This is a genomic window from Shewanella mangrovisoli, assembly GCF_019457635.1.
In the GTDB taxonomy this organism is placed as follows: domain Bacteria; phylum Pseudomonadota; class Gammaproteobacteria; order Enterobacterales; family Shewanellaceae; genus Shewanella; species Shewanella mangrovisoli.
The window spans coordinates 134,953-151,262 of record NZ_CP080412.1 but is presented as its reverse complement, the minus strand read 5'-3'; the positions used below and the strand labels follow the sequence as shown (position 1 = coordinate 151,262).

The window sequence follows — 16,310 nt, the reverse complement described above, 5'->3', positions numbered from 1 at the left end:
TTAATTTAACACCCTTTGCTCATCATCAACTTGATGATAAAACTTAACTTCTTTAATCTTTTGCTCTGACTCTTCTTCCGTTAGCACTTCTTGCTTAACTAGCCATTTGAATTTGTTGATCTCATTATTCAACTCATTCTCAGGGTTGATATCTGCATACCAATGGGCCAGTTGTGCTTTGCGGCGCACCATTAACTCTTCAATCAAGGCATCATGATGTTTGTCTTTGATAATAAAGATATTGGCACCTTCAGCTTTAAATACAGTGTAAGTTACCTTAGTCATTAGTGCCCATGTTAAGCAGGCGGCCCCAATAAATATCCACATGGGGTCAAAGTAAAAAGCACCTCGCGTAAAACTGCCATAGCCACTTTGAAACAGGCCAAGCAAGATCCACAATACACCTACGTTTCTAAGCCAATCATTTTGCTCAGTTTGCTCAGAACGTTTAAGGGGTAGATCACCGTAATAAACTTCAACATCACCTTTAGCAGACCCATCTTCATAGGCATATTCAAACTGCTCTTGCCCTAAGCGAAAAGTATGTTTGTTTTTTCCCTTCTTTTGTATAACTTCCATTTTTTGTCCTTTTATTGCTCGCTCATCCCAAACAATGAGATTTAAGCAACTTATACCTTGAGTCGTCAACAAATTAGCAACAAACAACGATTTAAGCATGTAATAAAATGAAAGTCGTGGCTTAACAGCTGCTTGGCTTTAGTCCACTCAAAACGAGTAACAAAAGTTATACGGTTTGAGTGCAATAAACTGCTAGGATAACCGTTCAAATTTGAGCTTGATCACACAAAACACGGTTTAACACTTGGGGTGTCAGTTCGATAACGGATTTGCCTCAATGTCTTTGTATGAGTAACCCGATGAAAAGAATAATAAATGCTTTAATGCTGGCCATGTTAGCAACGGGCTGTAGCGATCCAAACCCAACACAGACCAATCAAACTGCTGAGCAGGCCAAGGCCGAAAAGGCCGTCCCAGTATTGAGCCTAAAGCAGCAACTCGCGCCAATCACCCAGCGTTATTTTGCCCTTAGACCCGAAATCGCCACCTATTATGGCGTGGCCGAGGATGAGGCAGGCAAGGATGTGCTCTCTAAGCTGACCGATTACAGCCCATCGGGGGAAAATCATCGCCGTAAAGCACTTAAGACCATATTAGCCGAACTCAACGCTATCGATGCCAGCCAGCTTAGCGCCTCGGAGCAAGTGAGTTTAGGCTCGATAAAATCTGAAATCGCCGGTGCCCTGCTGCCTGCCGAAACCGTGGCTTATGGCACTATGCTCGGTGAATACGGCGTTTGGTTTTTACCTTATGTCGTCAACCACTTATCGGGACTACATGTTGAATTTCCGGGGTATATGGAAGATAAGTTTGCGGTCACCAGCCCAGAGCAAGCCAAGGCCTATCTTAACCGCTTAACCATGTACCCTGCCGCCATGGGCACAGTTATCGATAAGCTGGATCAAGATGTGCAGATGGGGGTAATCCCACCCGATTTTATTATCGATAAGACCATAGCGGGTTTGCAGCAACAGTTAGTCCACCATGCAAGTGAACATCCCTTAGTTAGCAGTTTTAAAGCCAAATTAACCGCCGCCCAAGTACCAGACAGTGAGGCGTTGGCGAACTCTGCCGCCGAACTGGTGGAGACAAAATATTACCCTGCGACGCGTCAGTTGATTTCCGCACTGCAAGCCGTGCGCCTTAAGGCCACTCATGTGGCGGGACTCGGCCACCAACCTCAAGGCGCGAAACTTTACAAGGCGATGATTAAGCACCTCGCCAATTCGGAGATGACCCCAGATGAGATCCACCAACTGGGATTAGACGAAGTCGCCCGCATTACCGCCGAGATGGATGTGTTACTCAAACAAGTGGGTTACCGCAAAGGCACAGTTGGCGAGCGTATGCAGCGATTGCTTAAGGATCCTAAATACATCTACCCCAATACCGCCGAGGGCAAACAGCAATTAATGACGGACATTCACGGCTATCTGGCGAAAGTGAATGCCAAATTACCACTGTGGTTTGGGCTGTTACCGAATCAAGAGGTTGCGGTCGAAGCCGTGCCCGATAGTCGCGCCGCCGCAACCAGCGGTGCATTTTACGATGCGCCTTCACAGGATGGTTCACGTAAGGGCACCTTCTGGATAAGCCTGTACGATATGGCGGCGCTGCCCTCCTATTCGCTGCAAACCTTAACCTATCACGAGACCAATCCCGGCCATCATCTACAGACGCTCATCGGTCTGTCGGATACCTTGCCGCTGCTGAGTACCATTTTTTACTCTAATGCCGCGGGAGAAGGTTGGGCGCTGTACGCCGAGCGTTTAGCCGCCGAGATGGGCATGTATCAGGATAATCCGATTAATGACCTTGGCCGCTTGCAGTCTGAGTTACACCGTGCGGTGCGCTTAGTGGTCGACACGGGTATGCATGCTAAGGATTGGAGTCGTGAGCAAGCCATTGATTATGCAGTGGCGACTGAGGGAATACACCTCTCTGAAGCTACGGGCGAAATCGAGCGCTATGTGGTTTGGCCGGGGCAAGCCTTAGGTTACAAGCTGGGCGAGCTGAAAATTATCGAATTGCGCACTAAGGCCAAAAAAGCCTTGGGCGATAAGTTTGATATTAAAGTCTTCCACGACAGGCTGCTTGAAAATGGCGCCTTGCCCTTAGATTTATTGGAGCAAAAGATGGATCTGTGGCTCGAATCCGCTAAGGCGGCCAATGCCGCCGCCGAGACCAAGGTGTAACTCGGGTAAAACCACTCAAATCATCTCAATATAGGGGCAGCTTAGGCGGCCCCTATGCTTTTAGGGCTCCCTTGGTTTTTACGGCTCCCTTTGTTTTCAGGATTCAGGTTAATCCGCAAAGCGACCTTGATACTTGCCGCTTAAATAGCGGATCACCACAAAACCGACAACACCTGGCAGTGTCCACGACAACAGACGCAAATTGCCATGGTCGATAAACAAACGGCTGCCGCCAAAGGCAAAAAAGGCGGTATAACAGGCGATACCCGAGCCAATCATGGCGCCTAAATGCTCAATCCACCATTCTAATTTGGTCAGAGTCGCCTTAAAGCTATAACGCAGGAATCCCGCCCCAACCGTTGTGCCTAACAGGCCAAAAATCACCGCGAGGATCAGCTTTTCTTGGTATCCCCATAGCGCCATCACAGGGCCAAGTAGCGTTAAGCTCAGCATTAATGACAAATGCAGCGGCGATTTTAATAACTGACGCTGCGCCTTATAACGCAGAACTAACACGCCATGCCTCACGGTCACTAGGGTTAATAAGCTGATATAGATGAGAAATATCCAAGCATTTTGACGATTCGCAATCTGCGCCGCTAAGGCGTCGGCACTGGCCGCAGGCTGTTTAATCACCGCGAGCGGGTCAATGAGGCCCGTCGTTGCCATCGCCACGCCCGTCGCCGCCACTGTGTACATGGCATAGACATAGTAACGGCCAAAACGACTGTGATTCGCGCTGCCCTTTTTCAGCATGGCAGGCATCCAAAATAACACTAATGCCAGTGCGCCCGCGGTGATATGCACAAATTGCGACAGGGTGAAAATCGTGTTCATCATCTTGCTCCATCAAAGTTTGAAGCTTGATAGTAACTAGCATGGGGAGTCACCCATAAGTGCCAAAAGTCATGTTTTATCTTCGCGCTAACTTTTGAATGTAAAGATTGCGTCAATCTGCCCGTAATAATGCACTCACTCTGGCCAAACATTCGCTAAAGAGGTTTATAAAAATCAATCACAAAGCCTCTATATGCTGACAATCTAAAGAAACCCGTTTGAATTGATTGAGAAATTTTCCGATACCCCATAATAAATTGACATTGAATACTGGTTATTTTTTGCTAAGTTAGATGCAGCTCAGTTTTATTCACTTAAATTTTGCGTGGTTAAAACTTTGCAAGCGCTCGCTTGCTAACAGGGAAATGGAGGTTACACCAGATGTTGAAACGGAAATTACTATCAACGGCAGTGCTTGGGGCGTTAACAATTACGCCCACAGTCTTAGCTGCAGAACAAAAACAACCCAATATCTTAGTAATTTTTGGCGATGATATTGGTTGGCAAAACGTCAGTGCCTACGGCATGGGTACCATGGGTTACACCACACCCAATATTGATCGTATTGCCAACGAAGGAATTAAATTTACCGATCATTATGCGCAGCCAAGCTCAACTGCAGGCCGTGCCGCTTTTATCACAGGCCAATATCCCATCCGCTCGGGGATGACGACTGTCGCCATGCCTGGTGGTGATTTAGGCTTAAAAGCCGCTTCACCATCCTTGGCCGAAGTGCTTAAAGCTAAAGGTTACGCCACCGGACAATTCGGTAAAAACCACTTAGGCGACCATAACTTTGCTCTGCCAACCGCCCATGGTTTTGATGAATTCTTTGGTAACCTCTATCACTTAAACACTCAGGAAGAATCCGAGCAGCGGGATTATCAAAACTTCGCTAAGGCCTATTCAGGCTCAGCCGAAGCCTACGAGAAAAAATTTGGTACTCGTGGTGTATTACATTGCTATGCAACTGAGAAAAATGACAAAACCGTAGACCCTCGCTTTGGTGTCGTCGGCAAGCAAACCTGTACCGATACGGGTCCATTGACCCAAGAGCGGATGAAGGATTTTGACGCTTCTGAAATGATCCCAACGGCGATGAAGTTCATCGAAAAATCGAAGAAAGATGGCAAACCCTTCTTTGTCTGGATGAACACCAGCCGTATGCACCTCTACACCCGCCTCAATGATAAGTGGCGCTATGCCGCTGAGAAGTACACCAGTGAATACGATCTTCACGGCAGCGGTATGTTACAGCACGACCATGACATCGGCATGGTGCTAGACCAGCTCAAAGAAATGGGTTTAGACGACAACACTATAATCGTCTACAGCACAGATAATGGTCCTGAGCACAGTTCCTGGCCACATGGCGCAACCACACCGTTCCGCGCCGAGAAGATGACAACCTATGAGGGCGGTGTAAGGGTGCCTATGATGGCACGTTGGCCCGGCCATTTCCCTGCTGGCAAAGTGTTAAATGGTATTCAGGGTCATCAGGATTTATTCACCACATTAGCAGCTATCGGCGGTGAGCCAAATGTGAACGAGAAAATGCTGAAAGAGAAAAAACAGTATATCGACGGCGTGAATAACCTCGATTACTGGACGGGTAAGGCGGCAGAATCAAACCGTAATTCAATCCTCTACTACTACGAAGGTAAACTCACCGCCATTCGTATGGGGCCTTGGAAGTTCCACTTCTCAACCAAAGAGGATTACTACGCAAACCTAGTGCCACTGACTGTGCCTAAAATCTATAACCTGCGTGCCGATCCGTTTGAAAGTTACGATACCATCGACGCTCAAGGTCATCTGATGCAAAAAATGTCCTGGTTAATGGCGCCTGCGACCGAGATCATCAATGGTCATGTCAAAACGCTGATGGATTACCCACCTGTGCAAGGTGGTACCAGTTTCGATATGTCTGACATGATTGGTGAAGTGCTGAAAAAAGGTCAACAATAACGACAACGTGGCTAACGGTGCAATCTGTTAGCCACTCTTTCCGCAAATGGCATTAGAGCCCAGTGTGTTTATCCAATTTCAAAGTATCAATAATCGAGAAGGTATAACCTAGCTCGGTAAACATCCGCTCGATATTGAGCTTAAAATCGATGGGGCGATCTAAATCGAGTTGATTGATAAAGAAATGGTGTTTTGTCGGGATCTTAATCAGCAATTGTTTTTGATAGAAACAAGCTTCAACCTCGGCATTTAGCTCGCGACCTAAGGCCAAGAGATTCTCCATCATCAAGGGATTGAGTAAGTAGCGCGCCTCGACTTGGTCGCTGCTATACACCTCAAAACAACGCTCAAAACGCACATCCTCAAGCTTGACCCGCGACAGCTTTGTCTTAAACCCCTCAATACGATTTTTTAAACTGCCCTTATCCGTGACTAACAAGGTCGTGCCGTTGAATCGCTTAGGAATATTGCACACCAGTAGCACACCATTGAAGATGGTCTCTCGCTCAACCGAGCCATTATTGTTCGATTTAGTGTTGTAAGCATCGACCTCATAAAACTGGAACGGCACCTTGTTATAGGTTCCCTTAAGGCAATTTTGCGCATACTGTTTATCGGTTTTAGGCAGCAGCCCCAACTCCAGGAAGGTTGAGAAATCCACCTTAGGCTCCCTCGTTAACACATAATCATTGCCGAAGTACTTGAGACTAATGGGATAGAGTTTTTCAAAGGCGGCATTATAGAGTTCATTGCTTTCCTTTCCCGAGGCAATCGCCACTAACGCTATCACGGGAGTCGGCAGAAACGCGCCAATCATCAAAGGCACAAAATAATCCATAGGCACCAGCATAAACTGCACCCCGAGCAGCCCAGCGAAGGCACCCAAAATCACCGTGATGCATATGTAGTAGATTGGGGTGGTGAACTTGGCATTTTCACGCCGCCTTTGGTTCACGCCTTCACGTTTTGCTTCAAACGGGGCGCATTTAGGGGCGATTTTTTGTTTGTAATACTTCTGAAAGGGAATACGGTGATCTTCGGGAATATCAAATTCAATCGAACTCATTGGCTCCTACTCTTACGACTCAAATCCATTTAGGCCAATGATTTTACGGATTTTATTTCAGCAAGGCCAGTTTAAGACCAACAAATGACCAATTAAGCCCGAGCAAGCCTGCGGCTACGGCGCTGCAATAAGCCAAAAATAATCAGCACTCCAAAGGTGGCGCTAAATAGGGTTAAGGCTCTGGCTACGCCGTAAAAATCCGTGAGATTAAAGGAAACCCCATCCGCCCATAGCACTAAGGAACCTAAGGGCAATTGCATCGCCACCGCTGCATACCAATCGAATGGCAATCGAGGAAAAAGCCGCTGATAGCTAAATAACATCAGCCCAGAGAGCAGCAATAATAAGCCCGCGTCATGGGCACCTAACCCCAGATAAACCGGGCTAGTGTGGCTGAGGTTATCGACACTTCCGAGCAAAGCGTACATATAGCCCGCCGTGGCAACCAGCGCGAAACTCACAAAGCTTAATACCGCCAACAGAATACCTAAGCCAAATGCGGGTAAATATTTCATAAACAGTCTCATCAGTGCAGAACTCGCTCGACCTCATTCCTAAAACCCTAAAGGAGAACAAATTCAGTCGAAAGATAGTAAAGCTACAATAACAGCCAAAATTTCCCTTAGCTATTAAGACCATAGTCTTATGCCGACAACAAACTGTGGGATCATAAACAGCCTAATTCTCCCCACTAAATCCAGTATTTCATCCATATCCACTAGATAAGCCTCTAAAATTCCTCATTTAATTAAGTTTCAGTCGAATAGTTGAGTGATATGGTGCACAATCTCCCACGGTCTAAGGGCGAAATCCACTAGCCAATTCCCCCAATAACGCTTAGGATCGGGGTTGCATTTTTTAGCCAACATATTGTGGAGTATCAAAACATTATGGGTATCAGAGCCATAGTCGTAGACACAGCAGGCACCACGACAGACCTAACCTTTATCCAAGATGTGCTATTCCCCTATTCTGTCAAAGCCTTACCAGACTTTTTAGCGCAGAACCAACACAATGTCTTGGTGGAAAACTGTATCTGCGACACCCGAGATATCGCCCTCGAACCCGATGCCGATTTAGCCCGCGTGACTGAAATTTTGCAGCAATGGGTGCATGAAGACCGCAAAGTGACCCCACTCAAAACCCTACAGGGTTTGATTTGGAAGCAAGGTTACGCCCATGGCGAATTTACAGGCCATATCTTCCCCGACTTTATCGAAGCGGTTAGCCGTTTTAGCGCGCAAAAACTGCGTATTTACAGTTTCTCTTCGGGTTCGGTTGAAGCCCAAAAACTGCTGTTCAGCCACAGTGATGGCGGCGATTTAACCGAGATGTTTAGCGGCCATTTTGATACCCGTACCGGTAACAAATTAGATAAACAAGCCTACGCCAACATACTCAACACCATCAGCCTAAGTCCTAAGCAAGTGCTGTTTGTGTCTGACGTGGTTGAAGAGCTTAAAGCCGCAGAAGCCGCAGGCATGATGACCTGCCAAATGGTGCGCGAAAGCAAACAACGCACTGGCGATTTTCGCACTATCAACAGTTTCGATGAGCTAGTGATCGAGTAACACCGACACAGCACATAAAAAGCGACCCTAGGGTCGCTTTTTGTTTATCAGGCAACCAAACCTACCTGTCCGCAGGGTGATTCACCCCATCGCAAACGGGCACATCGCCTAATTCGTAAGGATTCACGCCTTCGAGGCAACCAAGGTTATAGCCATATTCATTGGGATTAGAGCGCCTTTGATGATGGGTATAGATACCGCACACAGAGCAGAAGTAATGTTTGGCGGTTTTGGTATTAAATTTGTAGCACTTTAATACGTTCTCGCCTTTGATAATCTTCAATCCCGCCAGCGGCACTGAGCCGACGATAGCGCCCTTGCGCCGACAGATTGAGCAATCACAACGCCTCGGCTTTTCAATGCCATTGGGCAGCGATAATTCCAATACCACGGCGCCACAATGGCAACTGGCGAGATGCTTGGCTTGGATCTGAGTATTGCCAACGTGTTTAATCACTTAAGCTCCTTGTTGATTAACGCCCCAATCTGCCTTGCCGTTCAACTTGCGCTTGCCAGTTTTGCACTTGCAGCGCCTTGGCATTGATCACAGGCCCCAGCATTTGGCTCTTAGCGCGCTTAAAGCCACTAAAGACTAAGGTTGCGATATCTAATTGCTTTAGGGCGGGCGCGCCTTGGAACCACTTGTAATACCAAGGCGGCGTATCCATGGTCATGATAATGCGTGAGGTTTTCCCCTTGAGCAGTCGATCGGGAAAGGTTTTTCCCTGCTGATACTGAAAGGCAAAACCAGGTAAAAATGTTCGATCAATTAATCCTTTAAACTTAGCAGGTACGCTGCCCCACCAAATGGGCACCACAATCACAACATGGTCGGCCCAGAGAATAGCCTGTTGAAAGCGTTGCAGATCCGCCTCTAATGGCTGTTGTTGATGGTACCCCTGCGCCAAATTAGGCTCAAATTCCAACTCGCTAAGTTTTAATAGGCGCACCGAATGCGACTCGCCAGCGGCCTTGGCGTAAGTGTCTGCTAAATGTTCACACAGGCTATCGGGTTTGGGATGGCCAGAAACCACCAGTATCTTTTTTGTCATAGTAAAAACCTTGAGTATTCAATATGACAACAGCTTAAGCTCTGCCCCTAGGGGCAGAGTCAAGCCCACAATTACGCGCGGGATTCGCAGGTATCCAAACCATCAATACAAGCGTCGAGCCTGACTAATTTATCTTCTAATTCGCTAATCTGCCGTAGGAAATCGGCTTTGATATGCAATAAAAACTGCAGCACAGACTCAAGCTGCGCCGCCTGTTCACCCTCGGTAAGCAAGTCCTTCAGTTGCGAGAGTTTGATACCTAAGGTTTTGGCCTCTTTGATCAGCAATAACTGCTTTATATCGGTTGCACTATAAGTGCGATAACGCCCCTTACGGATCGGCGCACTGATCAGCCCCCACTCCTCGTAGAGGCGAATCGCCTTGATTGATAGGCCTGTTTGCTTCGCCACAGCACCAATATACATAGTATTTAATCCATTAAAATAATTGAAAAAATCATCATAAATCTGCCGCCCTTTGCCAGCATATCACTACGCTTTAGGCTTGTCGCTCGCACTTTATACTGCTAGTCTGGCTTCTTAAACGAGCGTTTTAACTAGAGCTTTTGACTATGAGTAATGCAATGGAAAGTCCAACACTAAGTCCAATGGAAAAGTTTCTCGCACAGCACCCTATAGTGACCGAAATCCCCGTGGCTTGGGGCGAAATGGATGCGCTGCAACACGTCAACAACGTGGTCTATTTCCGTTATTTTGAAACCGCACGTATCGACTTTTTCAACCGCCTCTTTCCACTCGATGCCCTGTATAAATCCGGTGTCGGTCCAGTGATTAGCGAAAATCAGGCCCGCTATAAACGCCCTGTAACCTTCCCCGATACCCTATTGGTCAGTGTGAGTATCAGCGATATTCAAAGTGACAGATTTACCATGCATTATCAGTCATTTAGTAAACAGCAACAGGCCATAACGACCCTAGGCACTTCGGTCGCTGTGATGTTTAACTTTAAAACTGGCCAAAAAGCCGAGCTTCCCACGGAATTACTCGCCATTCTTAAACAACACGAGCAAGCTTAAGCTACCGAGTCTATGGCGACATTGCCATAACACTTTAGGCCAAATCAGAGGGAGGCTGTATGTCAGAAAAAACGCCAATAGAAGTCGTTGTTGAGCATCAACAGGATCAACAACGCTTTGTGATCCCCGTTGACGGGCATGAAGCCGTGCTGGAATACCGACTCAATGGCCAGCACATCGACTTTAACCGTACCTTTGTGCCCGACGAGCTACGCGGCAAAGGCCTTGCCGAACGTTTAGTTCGCCATGGCCTGAAATGGGCCAAAGCCCAAGATTTTGAGATAGAAGCCAGCTGTTGGTATGTGCAGAAGTTTTTGAAATAACGGGCTTCGCAACAGGTAAGCTAAATCCAATACACTGGATAGTGGCGTTTCGGATCGGTGGAGAGGTTATTCACGACTAGCGCCACCAGCAATAGCAGTAGTGAGCCGAGAAAGACTGGCATCAAGGCATAGAGAAACCCGAGTTGATGCACGTTCTCGCCGCCTATCACAGCAATTAATGCCGTTGCGCCGCCCGGAGGGTGCAGCGTGCGAGTTAAATACATCAATGCGATGGCAAGTGATACCGCTAACGCACTCGCGAGCACCATATAGTCGGCAAATACTTGATACACAGCCACACCAATCAGTGCCGATAACACACTGCCGCCAATCAAGTTACGTGGCTGAGAAAACTCTGCCAGCGGCGCACCGTAGACTAATACCGCCGACGCCCCAAATGAGCCAATCACAAACATGGTGCCGAGCAGATTATCGCCCATATAAGTAGCGAGACTGGCGACTAGATAAATGCCACAAAAAGCCCCTACCCATGACCAAACGATCTTTTTCAGGGGTTGTCGTGGCGGACAGATGTCCTTAGAACGCATTCGGGTGAAGTAAAATCTCATGCTAAATCCGGCCGGGGGAATAAAGGCGCGGATAAGTGATCCGCATCACATTTGCGGCCGCCACGTTAACGTTTTCACCGCGCAATTGCAATTGTGCGGTGAAAGCGAATATCAGACTTAAGCAGCTTCGCCATTAAGGCTAGCTAAGATTTCACGAATATCTTCGGGGATGGGGCGGCTCTTTTCGCAGCTGTAGTCGTAGTGCACTAAGGTGGTTTTCACTTCGGCGGTTTTATTACCCGCTTGCCAACAGGTTTGAGTCAGCTCGAAGCTGCTATTGCCGATACGGCTGACATAGGTTTTCACCGTCACGCTCTTGCCGTAGTAAGTCGGCGCGATAAAGGCCACAGTAAAGCCTGCCACTATGAGATTCCACTGATGCAAATCCAACTCGGGATTAAAAATCTCGAAGATTGGTGTGCGCGCCGCCTCGCACCACACGGGGATCACTGTGTTGTTGATATGACCTAGGCCATCGGTTTCGGTAAATCTTGGGTGGATTTCGAGGCTGTATTCGGTGACTGACATGCAAACTTCCCTTTTGTTGTTCTTATACTTTTATGCTGTAAATGGGATAAACGAGGCGCTTACCCTGTTTATCCCTACCAAGCCTAACAGAAATAAGAAGCGCGATGCTAGAACTGGCAGCTCGCGGTCTCAGGGGTTTGCTTGCCATTGGCATCGTACTTTTTCATACAACCAGCCTTACCCATCTCATAGATTTTTTCGTATTTGAGCTTGCCACTACTGTCGTAGGACTTAAACACACCATGGCTTTTCGGGTTTTCTAAGTGATAGATTTTGCGCCCCTTAGTCACATGGGAAAAATCCGAGAACCCGGGTTCCTCTTGATAGATAACCCCGTTCATATAGCGCTTATGCACCACATGCTGCTCATCGATACGCAGCATTTCACTGGCTAACTTACCATTCTGGTCATAACAGACTTTATCCACGGCATAATTGCCGTCGAGATCCTCGATACAACTCACGGCACCATTATCAAAATATTCCCGCTGGATACCGCAGCGCGCAATGGCGTTATCCCAGAAATAGGGTTCACCGTTCCAGGTTTCACCTTCTTGCTGGCAATAGTTCCACAAACTCTTTAACTGGCCGTTTGGATAGAAAGTGTAATGGGGGCCAGAAAGACGGTTATTGATAAGATGACCATATTGGACGAGCGAATAGCCGCCGTCGGTGGAATAGCGGATGCTTGGCCCGTATTCCTGACCCGCTTTATAGGTCTGCAGAGACGTTAAGCGACCGTTGGAATCGAATCGATATTCTTTATCAACCGACCCATTGGTGTAATAGCTTAATTCGGATAGTTGGCCGCCGCGATACACTCGCTGCTCACCGTCTTTAATCGAGCTAGTTTCAGCATTTTTTGCGCTTAATACGCCCTCACAATCACCTGCGTAGGGCTCTTTTCGCATCATGCATTCATCCTGCGAGGGTTTAAGTGTTACGGCGTCATTAAACTTATATTGGCTCAACTCATTGAGATCGCCGTTAGGCTCGAGCCACATTTGTGCGCCATCCAACTCACCTTGACGATAGTTGGCAACATTGCTGACGATATTTGGCGCTGAATACCATAGACTTTCTCCGTGGAGACGGCCCTTATCGTAATGCTTAAGGGCGAACATAAAATTATCTTTATTGAATAATTTAGCCTCACCTTGGCGTAGACCATTCTCATAGTTGACTTCGGTCTTATAGAGATAAGTCACTGATTGCTTCGTGGTAAAAGCATCGTTCTCATCGGGCGTTCGAATATATACCCAAGTGCCTGAACGTTTACCATCGAGGTAGCGGCCTTCACCAGTTTGAAAGCGATAATCCCCTTGGGTGACCTTTTCCACCCAAGCGCCTTGTTTCACACCCTTTTGGTATTGGCCTTTGCTGCCATCGGACTCAAGCCACTCGCCATCTTTTACGCCATTGAGATAAATGCCCTTTTCGGACAACTTTTTCGCGCCTTCGGTGCTGGACTCGTAATCTGGGGTATAGATTTCACTCGGGCCATCTGGCACGCCCTTGTTGTAGTGGATAAAGCCGTAGTTATCGGCGTCATCCATAATGGACTGCAACACCCATTTGCCCTGTTTCTTACCATCGAGGTACTCGCCTTCCCAGTAGGTTTCACGGCTGTCGGCTTCAATCCACTTACCCACTTGCTTACCCAGCTTATAGTCACCGGCATACATCACACTGCCATTGCGGGCATCGTAGGCGGCAAAGTGGCCATCCAGCTCACCCTGCACATAATGGGCTTCACTGGCAACACCAGCCCAAGTACTACCCATGCTCATGAATTCGTAAAAAGGCCCTGTTCGCGGGATTTTTTCGCTGCCATTTTTAAGCCAATCGATGTCGTCGGCCTCGTAGCCAATGGCAACCAGCATAAAGCTACTATCTTCTTCGACGTAGGCGCTGCGATCAAAAGTTGCCACCAGACTGTATTTTCGTTCACGCCCCTCGGCATCCTTATCGGTGCGAGTCAGGGGATAGCGCAGCTTGTATTCCACTGCGGTTTTGATATCCGTTGCCGTGCCTTCAGAATTGCGATAGCCAATTAAGGTCGGTTTGAGCTTAGAGGTACCATCAAGAATCGCTTTGATGTCAGGATCTTGGACACCCTCAGCCTCATAGGTCATGCGGTACTGCTGCGGCGGCAACTGGCTTAATACTTTGCGAACGCCGCCGACGGTAAAGGTGCTAATGGTGGGTGCGACTTCATCGAGCACGGCTTGCAGGCGCGGCAGTTTAGTCAACTCCTCGCCCTCAAAACCATAACCCCGCAGATGCTGGCCATCGGCATCCTTGAGCATGACGATCACTTCTTTAGTGCCGCCTTTGTCGAAGTCATAGTAAAACACCGCCACGATTTCGGCGCGGCCGTAATCGTCAATGCGCACACCAGGCGCATCGCCGTAGAGCATTTCGCCCCACACCTGTTGATCTTTTTGATAAAAATTGAGCCATTGGCCATTGGGAAGATCCACGGGACCGTGAACCATTTTGTCATATTCCGCCGCAAGTGCAGCAGGAATAACCGCAAAAGAAGAGAGCAACACCGCACCAACTGCGGCGCATAAACGACGAATCGAAAGTTCCATTTAACTATCCTTAACACCGACACCTTGCGCCTCGTGCGCACCAGTAAGCGGGGCGAATTTTAAGCGAAGTCCGGTGCTTCAGGAAGTAGCTGACACAAAAAAGGCCGCAAAGCGGCCTTTTAGGATCAAAGCTTTAACAATCAATTATTGTACATAGCATTAATTTCATGGGCGTACTTGTGATAAATCATTTTGCGGCGCAATTTCAGCGTCGGGGTGATTAATCCCGCCTCCATCGAAAAGGCTTCTGGCAGCAGGGTAAACTTTTTGATTTGCTCAAACCCCGCCAATTCTTGCTGCAAATGCTTTAAGCGCTGCTCGAAATGCTCAACCACATGGCTATGACGCAGCAGCTCGATAGGCGACTCGTATTTCAGGCCCTTATCCTTGGCCCAAGCTTCGAGGGATTCAAAGGCGGGCACAATCAGCGCCGTCACATAGTTACGGGCATCGGCAATCACAGCCACTTGTTCGATAAAGGGGCAACGGCCCACAGTGCCTTCAACCCGCTGCGGTGCAATGTATTTACCGTTAGAGGTTTTCATTAACTCTTTGATGCGGTCGGTAATAAATAAATTACCATTGGCATCGAGTCGCCCCGCATCGCCGGTCTTCAACCAGCCACCTTCGAAGGCAGCTGCGGTATCTTCAGGGCGATTGTAATAACCGCGCATCACGGTATCGCCACGGACTAAAATCTCATCGTCCTTACCTAGCTTCACCTCGATTTCGGGCAATACTTTACCGTTCGAACCCGCAACCCGGTTATCTAAAGTATTACAGGTCACAGTCGCGTTCGTTTCCGTCATGCCGTAACCACAAAGTACTGGAATACCAATGGCATGGAAGAAAGACGCTACGTTTAAATCGAGGGCGGCGCCACCGCAGGGCATAAACTTTAAGCGGCCACCGAGCACGGCTTGCAACTTGCTGTAAACCAGCTTGTGCGCTAAACGCCATTGCAAGGATAACCACAAGCCACCCTTAGCGCGGCCTTGGCTCACCTCAAACTGACGCTCGCCGACGCCCATGGCCCAGGCGAACAGTTTTTTACGGCCTTCGGCGGATTTAGCGACCTTATCCTGCACTGCGCTATAAACTTTCTCGAGGAAACGCGGCACCACACACAGGGTATGCGGACGCACGGCGCTGATAGCCTCTTTCACTCTTTGGGTGTTTTGCAAGTACACATTGTGGCCACCACGGCACAGCACGTAGAAGCTCCAACCACGCTCAAACACATGGCTTAGCGGTAGGAAAGCTAACGACACATCGCCAGTGGTAAACGGCAGGATCTGATCGTGCTGACGCACAGTCGAAGCCATATTGCGGTAATCCAACATCACGCCCTTAGGGTCGCCCGTGGTACCAGAGGTATAAATCAGGGTTAACAGATCGTCGAGATTGGCATCCTTTAAGCGCTGCTCAAGCTCAGCACTCTGGTCGTATTCTTTGGCTAATAAGCTGTCTAAATGCTGATGTTGGGCGTTGTCCTGCGCCAGCTCAACACTCGCGTCGAACACAATCACATGCTCTAGGGTCGGACACTGTTTTTGCAACTCACAGGCCAGCGCATATTGCTTAGCATCGTCGACAAAAATCACCTTGGCCGCCGCATCATTAATGATAAAACTGGCCTGCTCTAAGGTGCTGGTTGGATAGATAGGTACCACAACGGCACGGCTTTTCAGGGTACCTATGTCGGCACAGGTCCATTGGGGGCAGTTTTGCGACAGGATCACGCAACGGTCTTGCACTTGTACGCCAAGTTCAATCAACACCTGTGCAATTTTATGGCTGATTTGATCGAATGCCTGCCAACTGACTTGATGCCAAGGCGCAGCCATTTCAAAACCTTCCAGCGCGATAGCCTCTTTTAATGACTGGCTTTGCTGCTGTAATAGTCGAATTACGTGATATTGTTCGAGAGACATGAGTGACTCACCTTTTAGCTTACAAGTGTACCGCTTTTGCGGCATTCTACCTGAA

16 protein-coding genes are annotated in these 16,310 nt (G+C 48.2%); 5 read left to right on the top strand and 11 right to left on the bottom strand.

The window, feature by feature from the left end:
- Entirely contained in the window at window positions 1-579 is a 579-nt protein-coding gene (locus K0H60_RS00685) for a hypothetical protein (protein WP_220056964.1), read from the bottom strand.
- Window positions 580-878: 299 nt separating this feature from the next.
- Here K0H60_RS00685 and K0H60_RS00680 point away from each other — a divergent pair, with 299 nt between their 5' ends.
- Complete coding sequence (locus K0H60_RS00680) at window positions 879-2,774, top strand: DUF885 domain-containing protein (RefSeq protein WP_258405775.1); 1,896 nt, start codon at window positions 879-881, stop codon at window positions 2,772-2,774.
- Window positions 2,775-2,882: 108 nt separating this feature from the next.
- Here the strand turns inward: K0H60_RS00680 and K0H60_RS00675 are convergent, their stop codons facing one another.
- Window positions 2,883-3,614 carry a hypothetical protein gene (locus tag K0H60_RS00675; protein ID WP_220054340.1) on the bottom strand — a complete coding sequence of 244 codons (732 nt, stop codon included), beginning with the start codon at window positions 3,612-3,614 and terminating at the stop codon, window positions 2,883-2,885.
- A 378-nt stretch (window positions 3,615-3,992) separates the two neighbouring features.
- Between K0H60_RS00675 and K0H60_RS00670 the strand changes: the two genes are divergently transcribed.
- Window positions 3,993-5,579: an arylsulfatase gene (locus tag K0H60_RS00670; protein WP_220056962.1), complete on the top strand. Its 1,587-nt coding sequence runs from the start codon at window positions 3,993-3,995 to the stop codon at window positions 5,577-5,579.
- A gap of 52 nt (window positions 5,580-5,631) precedes the next feature.
- On the opposite strand, the gene K0H60_RS00665 is transcribed toward K0H60_RS00670, so the two are convergent.
- Together K0H60_RS00665 and K0H60_RS00660 are read right to left on the bottom strand one after the other, a co-directional pair.
- Window positions 5,632-6,645, bottom strand: coding sequence for a DUF3137 domain-containing protein (locus tag K0H60_RS00665; RefSeq protein WP_220056961.1), 1,014 nt, complete (start codon window positions 6,643-6,645; stop codon window positions 5,632-5,634).
- A gap of 92 nt (window positions 6,646-6,737) precedes the next feature.
- Entirely contained in the window at window positions 6,738-7,172 is a 435-nt protein-coding gene (locus K0H60_RS00660; RefSeq protein ID WP_220056960.1) for a hypothetical protein, read from the bottom strand.
- Window positions 7,173-7,535: 363 nt separating this feature from the next.
- On the opposite strand from K0H60_RS00660, the gene mtnC reads away from it, so the two are divergent.
- Entirely contained in the window at window positions 7,536-8,216 is a 681-nt protein-coding gene (mtnC, locus tag K0H60_RS00655; RefSeq protein WP_220056959.1) for an acireductone synthase, read from the top strand.
- Between the two features lie 61 nt (window positions 8,217-8,277).
- On the opposite strand, the gene K0H60_RS00650 is transcribed toward mtnC, so the two are convergent.
- The 3 genes from K0H60_RS00650 to K0H60_RS00640 all read right to left on the bottom strand — a co-directional run bounded on the left by K0H60_RS00650 (window position 8,278) and on the right by K0H60_RS00640 (window position 9,693).
- A complete protein-coding gene (locus tag K0H60_RS00650; protein ID WP_220056958.1) occupies window positions 8,278-8,673 on the bottom strand; it encodes a GFA family protein in 396 nt (131 codons plus the stop codon).
- Between the two features lie 16 nt (window positions 8,674-8,689).
- Window positions 8,690-9,268, bottom strand: a complete 579-nt coding sequence (locus tag K0H60_RS00645; protein ID WP_220056957.1) for an NAD(P)H-dependent oxidoreductase — start codon at window positions 9,266-9,268, stop codon at window positions 8,690-8,692.
- Between the two features lie 71 nt (window positions 9,269-9,339).
- The gene (locus K0H60_RS00640) at window positions 9,340-9,693 is read right to left on the bottom strand and encodes a MerR family transcriptional regulator (protein ID WP_220056956.1); all 354 of its coding nucleotides are present in this window, start codon (window positions 9,691-9,693) and stop codon (window positions 9,340-9,342) included.
- Between the two features lie 182 nt (window positions 9,694-9,875).
- Between K0H60_RS00640 and K0H60_RS00635 the strand changes: the two genes are divergently transcribed.
- Window positions 9,876-10,304 carry an acyl-CoA thioesterase gene (locus K0H60_RS00635; RefSeq protein WP_220058097.1) on the top strand — a complete coding sequence of 143 codons (429 nt, stop codon included), beginning with the start codon at window positions 9,876-9,878 and terminating at the stop codon, window positions 10,302-10,304.
- A 59-nt stretch (window positions 10,305-10,363) separates the two neighbouring features.
- Window positions 10,364-10,627, top strand: coding sequence for a GNAT family N-acetyltransferase (locus K0H60_RS00630; protein WP_220056955.1), 264 nt, complete (start codon window positions 10,364-10,366; stop codon window positions 10,625-10,627).
- Between the two features lie 20 nt (window positions 10,628-10,647).
- Here the strand turns inward: K0H60_RS00630 and K0H60_RS00625 are convergent, their stop codons facing one another.
- The 4 genes from K0H60_RS00625 to K0H60_RS00610 form a co-directional block, all read right to left on the bottom strand.
- Entirely contained in the window at window positions 10,648-11,196 is a 549-nt protein-coding gene (locus tag K0H60_RS00625) for an HPP family protein (protein WP_037416221.1), read from the bottom strand.
- 117 nt (window positions 11,197-11,313) lie between these two features.
- The gene (locus K0H60_RS00620) at window positions 11,314-11,724 is read right to left on the bottom strand and encodes an acyl-CoA thioesterase (protein ID WP_011624719.1); all 411 of its coding nucleotides are present in this window, start codon (window positions 11,722-11,724) and stop codon (window positions 11,314-11,316) included.
- Between the two features lie 107 nt (window positions 11,725-11,831).
- Window positions 11,832-14,321 carry a toxin-antitoxin system YwqK family antitoxin gene (locus K0H60_RS00615; protein WP_220056954.1) on the bottom strand — a complete coding sequence of 830 codons (2,490 nt, stop codon included), beginning with the start codon at window positions 14,319-14,321 and terminating at the stop codon, window positions 11,832-11,834.
- A 140-nt stretch (window positions 14,322-14,461) separates the two neighbouring features.
- Window positions 14,462-16,255, bottom strand: coding sequence for an AMP-dependent synthetase/ligase (locus K0H60_RS00610; protein WP_220056953.1), 1,794 nt, complete (start codon window positions 16,253-16,255; stop codon window positions 14,462-14,464).
- Window positions 16,256-16,310 lie beyond the last annotated feature (55 nt).

Coding starts and splice junctions, on each gene's coding strand:
- K0H60_RS00645 (WP_220056957.1), bottom strand. CDS start 9,268: ATGACAAAAAAGATACTGGTGGTTTCTGGCCATCCCAAACCCGATAGC.
- K0H60_RS00685 (WP_220056964.1), bottom strand. CDS start 579: ATGGAAGTTATACAAAAGAAGGGAAAAAACAAACATACTTTTCGCTTA.
- K0H60_RS00675 (WP_220054340.1), bottom strand. CDS start 3,614: ATGATGAACACGATTTTCACCCTGTCGCAATTTGTGCATATCACCGCG.
- K0H60_RS00625 (WP_037416221.1), bottom strand. CDS start 11,196: ATGAGATTTTACTTCACCCGAATGCGTTCTAAGGACATCTGTCCGCCA.
- K0H60_RS00670 (WP_220056962.1), top strand. CDS start 3,993: ATGTTGAAACGGAAATTACTATCAACGGCAGTGCTTGGGGCGTTAACA.
- K0H60_RS00610 (WP_220056953.1), bottom strand. CDS start 16,255: ATGTCTCTCGAACAATATCACGTAATTCGACTATTACAGCAGCAAAGC.
- K0H60_RS00630 (WP_220056955.1), top strand. CDS start 10,364: ATGTCAGAAAAAACGCCAATAGAAGTCGTTGTTGAGCATCAACAGGAT.
- K0H60_RS00640 (WP_220056956.1), bottom strand. CDS start 9,693: ATGTATATTGGTGCTGTGGCGAAGCAAACAGGCCTATCAATCAAGGCG.
- K0H60_RS00680 (WP_258405775.1), top strand. CDS start 879: ATGAAAAGAATAATAAATGCTTTAATGCTGGCCATGTTAGCAACGGGC.
- mtnC (WP_220056959.1), top strand. CDS start 7,536: ATGGGTATCAGAGCCATAGTCGTAGACACAGCAGGCACCACGACAGAC.
- K0H60_RS00620 (WP_011624719.1), bottom strand. CDS start 11,724: ATGTCAGTCACCGAATACAGCCTCGAAATCCACCCAAGATTTACCGAA.
- K0H60_RS00665 (WP_220056961.1), bottom strand. CDS start 6,645: ATGAGTTCGATTGAATTTGATATTCCCGAAGATCACCGTATTCCCTTT.
- K0H60_RS00615 (WP_220056954.1), bottom strand. CDS start 14,321: ATGGAACTTTCGATTCGTCGTTTATGCGCCGCAGTTGGTGCGGTGTTG.
- K0H60_RS00635 (WP_220058097.1), top strand. CDS start 9,876: ATGGAAAAGTTTCTCGCACAGCACCCTATAGTGACCGAAATCCCCGTG.
- K0H60_RS00660 (WP_220056960.1), bottom strand. CDS start 7,172: ATGAGACTGTTTATGAAATATTTACCCGCATTTGGCTTAGGTATTCTG.